Genomic DNA, 231 nt, shown 5'->3' on the forward strand with positions numbered 1-231 from the left:
GGTCCTGAATGTTCAGGGCCCCGACCACACGACGCTCGGCATCGAGCACCGGCAGCATCGTGATCTTGCGCGTTTCCATCAGGCGCGCCGCTTCGACCGCGAGTGCATCCGCATCGACGAAGATCGGGTCGCGCGTCATCACGTCGGCGATGCGCGCGCTGCGGACGTCGATCGCGGGATCGGTCAGGGTACGCCGCAGGTCGCCATCGGTGTAGAGGCCCAGCAGTCGCC

Annotated in this window: 1 protein-coding gene; it reads right to left on the reverse strand. The window is 67.5% G+C overall.

The genetic code is table 11. The features are described 5' to 3' along the window. Nucleotides 1-231, reverse strand: a 231-nt coding sequence (locus tag SB719_RS22930; protein WP_412160154.1) for a CBS domain-containing protein, incomplete at both ends; no start/stop codon positions are given.

It is taken from the genome of Pantoea sp. SIMBA_079, assembly GCF_046940275.1.
GTDB lineage: Bacteria > Pseudomonadota > Gammaproteobacteria > Enterobacterales > Enterobacteriaceae > Pantoea > Pantoea borealis.